General features: G+C 51.2%; 1 tRNA gene and 2 rRNA genes. All 3 read right to left on the bottom strand.

Features of this window, described 5'->3' with window-relative positions:
• Positions 1–295 precede the first annotated feature (295 nt).
• A 5S ribosomal RNA gene (rrf, locus tag ACIQZO_RS40380) occupies positions 296–411 on the bottom strand.
• Between the two features lie 99 nt (positions 412–510).
• A 23S ribosomal RNA gene (locus ACIQZO_RS40375) occupies positions 511–3,418 on the bottom strand.
• Between the two features lie 234 nt (positions 3,419–3,652).
• Positions 3,653–3,728, bottom strand: a tRNA-Glu gene (locus ACIQZO_RS40370).
• Positions 3,729–3,741: the final 13 nt, after the last annotated feature.

Raw genomic sequence — 3,741 nt, 5'->3', positions numbered from 1 at the left:
CGTGCTCATCCCCAAGAGCCGAGGTTGTTTCTGTCATGATGTATTCTCCGAGCCATAACAATGATGAAATTTGGCTTCCTGCCGCCCTGGTTGTTACTTTATTGTTATTTATAAGTTAACAGCCAAACTTAATAGCGGACGAAGAATATCTGACATTCAGAGAAACAATGCGTTGGTTTTGTGATGAATATTAAACAGTACGATGAAAGCTGAAGCGGATTACAACGGGGATTTTCCATTTTACGCATAGCAAAAAGCCCTGAACGTCAGTTCAGGGCTTTCGGCTTTATTTGATGCCTGGCAGTGTCCTACTCTCGCATGGGGAGACCCCACACTACCATCGGCGCTACGGCGTTTCACTTCTGAGTTCGGCATGGGGTCAGGTGGGACCACCGCGCTATTGCCGCCAGGCAAATTCTGTTTCATTCCAACCGCCTCACTTCCATGAAGCCATCAGAACCAATCTCGGAACGTCGCTGAAAATCTCTCTAAAAACACCTTCGGTGTTGTAAGGTTAAGCCTCACGGATCATTAGTACTGGTTAGCTCAATGCATCGCTGCACTTACACACCCAGCCTATCAACGTCTTAGTCTTAAACGTTCCTTCAGGGACCTTAAAGGCCCAGGGAAGACTCATCTTGAGGCAAGTTTCGCGCTTAGATGCTTTCAGCGCTTATCTTTTCCGCACTTAGCTACCGGGCAATGCCATTGGCATGACAACCCGAACACCAGTGGTGCGTTCACTCCGGTCCTCTCGTACTAGGAGCAACCCCTCTCAATCTTCCAACGCCCACGGCAGATAGGGACCGAACTGTCTCACGACGTTCTAAACCCAGCTCGCGTACCACTTTAAATGGCGAACAGCCATACCCTTGGGACCTACTTCAGCCCCAGGATGTGATGAGCCGACATCGAGGTGCCAAACACCGCCGTCGATATGAACTCTTGGGCGGTATCAGCCTGTTATCCCCGGAGTACCTTTTATCCGTTGAGCGATGGCCCTTCCATTCAGAACCACCGGATCACTAAGACCTACTTTCGTACCTGCTCGAGCCGTCACTCTCGCAGTCAAGCTAGCTTATGCCTTTGCACTAACCTCACGATGTCCGACCGTGATTAGCTAACCTTCGTGCTCCTCCGTTACTCTTTGGGAGGAGACCGCCCCAGTCAAACTACCCACCAGACACTGTCCTCACCCCAGATTATGGGGCCGAGTTAGAACATCAAACATTAAAGGGTGGTATTTCAAGGATGGCTCCACGCAGACTGGCGTCCACGCTTCAAAGCCTCCCACCTATCCTACACATCAAGGCTCAATGTTCAGTGTCAAGCTATAGTAAAGGTTCACGGGGTCTTTCCGTCTTGCCGCGGGTACACTGCATCTTCACAGCGAGTTCAATTTCACTGAGTCTCGGGTGGAGACAGCCTGGCCATCATTACGCCATTCGTGCAGGTCGGAACTTACCCGACAAGGAATTTCGCTACCTTAGGACCGTTATAGTTACGGCCGCCGTTTACTGGGGCTTCGATCAAGAGCTTCGCCTTGCGGCTGACCCCATCAATTAACCTTCCAGCACCGGGCAGGCGTCACACCGTATACGTCCACTTTCGTGTTTGCACAGTGCTGTGTTTTTATTAAACAGTTGCAGCCAGCTGGTATCTTCGACTGGCTTCAGCTCCATCCGCGAGGGACTTCACCTACATGCCAGCGTGCCTTCTCCCGAAGTTACGGCACCATTTTGCCTAGTTCCTTCACCCGAGTTCTCTCAAGCGCCTTGGTATTCTCTACCTGACCACCTGTGTCGGTTTGGGGTACGATTTAATGTTACCTGATGCTTAGAGGATTTTCCTGGAAGCAGGGCATCAACTACTTCTGCACCGTAGTGCATCGTCATCACGCCTCAGGGTTAGTATGCAACCGGATTTACCAGGTCACACCCCCTACACGCTTAAACCGGGACAACCGTCGCCCGGCTAGCCTAGCCTTCTCCGTCCCCCCTTCGCAGTAACACCAAGTACAGGAATATTAACCTGTTTCCCATCGACTACGCTTTTCAGCCTCGCCTTAGGGGTCGACTCACCCTGCCCCGATTAACGTTGGACAGGAACCCTTGGTCTTCCGGCGAGCGGGCTTTTCACCCGCTTTATCGTTACTTATGTCAGCATTCGCACTTCTGATACCTCCAGCATGCCTCACAGCACACCTTCAACGGCTTACAGAACGCTCCCCTACCCAACAACGCCTAAGCGTCGCTGCCGCAGCTTCGGTGCATGGTTTAGCCCCGTTACATCTTCCGCGCAGGCCGACTCGACCAGTGAGCTATTACGCTTTCTTTAAATGATGGCTGCTTCTAAGCCAACATCCTGGCTGTCTATGCCTTCCCACATCGTTTCCCACTTAACCATGACTTTGGGACCTTAGCTGGCGGTCTGGGTTGTTTCCCTCTTCACGACGGACGTTAGCACCCGCCGTGTGTCTCCCGTGATAACATTCTTCGGTATTCGGAGTTTGCATCGGTTTGGTAAGCCGGGATGGCCCCCTAGCCGAAACAGTGCTCTACCCCCGAAGATGAGTTCACGAGGCGCTACCTAAATAGCTTTCGGGGAGAACCAGCTATCTCCCGGTTTGATTGGCCTTTCACCCCCAGCCACAAGTCATCCGCTAATTTTTCAACATTAGTCGGTTCGGTCCTCCAGTTAGTGTTACCCAACCTTCAACCTGCCCATGGCTAGATCACCGGGTTTCGGGTCTATACCTTGCAACTAATCGCCCAGTTAAGACTCGGTTTCCCTACGGCTCCCCTATACGGTTAACCTTGCTACAAAATATAAGTCGCTGACCCATTATACAAAAGGTACGCAGTCACACCACGAAGGTGCTCCCACTGCTTGTACGTACACGGTTTCAGGTTCTATTTCACTCCCCTCGCCGGGGTTCTTTTCGCCTTTCCCTCACGGTACTGGTTCACTATCGGTCAGTCAGGAGTATTTAGCCTTGGAGGATGGTCCCCCCATATTCAGACAGGATGTCACGTGTCCCGCCCTACTCATCGAACTCACGACCTGTGCATTTTAGTGTACGGGGCTATCACCCTTTGCTGCGCGACTTTCCAGACGCTTCCACTAACACACAAGCCGATTCAGGTTCTGGGCTCCTCCCCGTTCGCTCGCCGCTACTGGGGGAATCTCGGTTGATTTCTTTTCCTCGGGGTACTTAGATGTTTCAGTTCCCCCGGTTCGCCTCATGCCACTATGTATTCATGACATGATAGTGTGTCGAAACACACTGGGTTTCCCCATTCGGGTATCGCCGGTTATAACGGTTCATATCACCTTACCGACGCTTTTCGCAGATTAGCACGCCCTTCATCGCCTCTGACTGCCTAGGCATCCACCGTATACGCTTAGTCACTTAACCTCACAACCCGAAGATGTTTCCATCGTTCGTGCTGCAAACATTTGAGAGACTCTATGACAGGTTACTCTTCATCCCAGTACATCTACGGAGGGATAAATTTCAGCCGTCATGTTTCAATTTTCAGCTTGTTCCAGATTGTTAAAGAGCAATATCTTAAACATGACTCGCAAGTCATCTTTAAGATTTTTTCGGTTATCGCTAACCGGTGATAATGTCTTTCACTCATTATCGGAATGGCGTCCCCAAGGGGATTCGAACCCCTGGTACAGCCGTGAAAGGGCAGTGTCCTAGGCCTCTAGACGATGGGGACCCGAAATTGGCTT

Origin of the sequence: Streptomyces sp. NPDC097617 (assembly GCF_044761485.1) — a bacterium.
Lineage (GTDB): Bacteria > Actinomycetota > Actinomycetes > Streptomycetales > Streptomycetaceae > Streptomyces.
This window is presented reverse-complemented; position numbering and strand designations above follow the sequence as displayed.